This window comes from Polaribacter sp. 2405UD43-2, from assembly GCF_058147125.1.
The window spans coordinates 1-258 of record NZ_JBYVJX010000051.1 but is presented as its reverse complement, the minus strand read 5'-3'; the positions used below and the strand labels follow the sequence as shown (position 1 = coordinate 258).

Genomic DNA, 258 nt, shown 5'->3' with positions numbered 1-258 from the left:
ATGACAAAGTTTTCTGCTAACATTTCTCTAGTTTGTTTAGAGATGTTAGTCATACCTTCGAAAGTATGTAAAGACTTGCTCCAAAGCCATTCGTAAACTTGGTTTCCACGAAAAGCTTTACCACCATTATCAGCAAAAAAATCTCTTAATTGTTCTTTGGTTAAGGCTCTTATGTCTTTTTTTTTAGTCAACATAAAATATTAAAAGATTAAACTATTTACTGATTAAAAAATTACATTTGCAAAACTACACCTAAAT

General features: G+C 29.1%; 1 pseudogene. It reads right to left on the bottom strand.

Going from position 1 to position 258, the window contains the following annotated elements:
* A pseudogene (locus ACY2RX_RS14720) lies at positions 1-194 on the bottom strand (dual-specificity RNA methyltransferase RlmN); the annotation flags it as partial.
* Positions 195-258 lie beyond the last annotated feature (64 nt).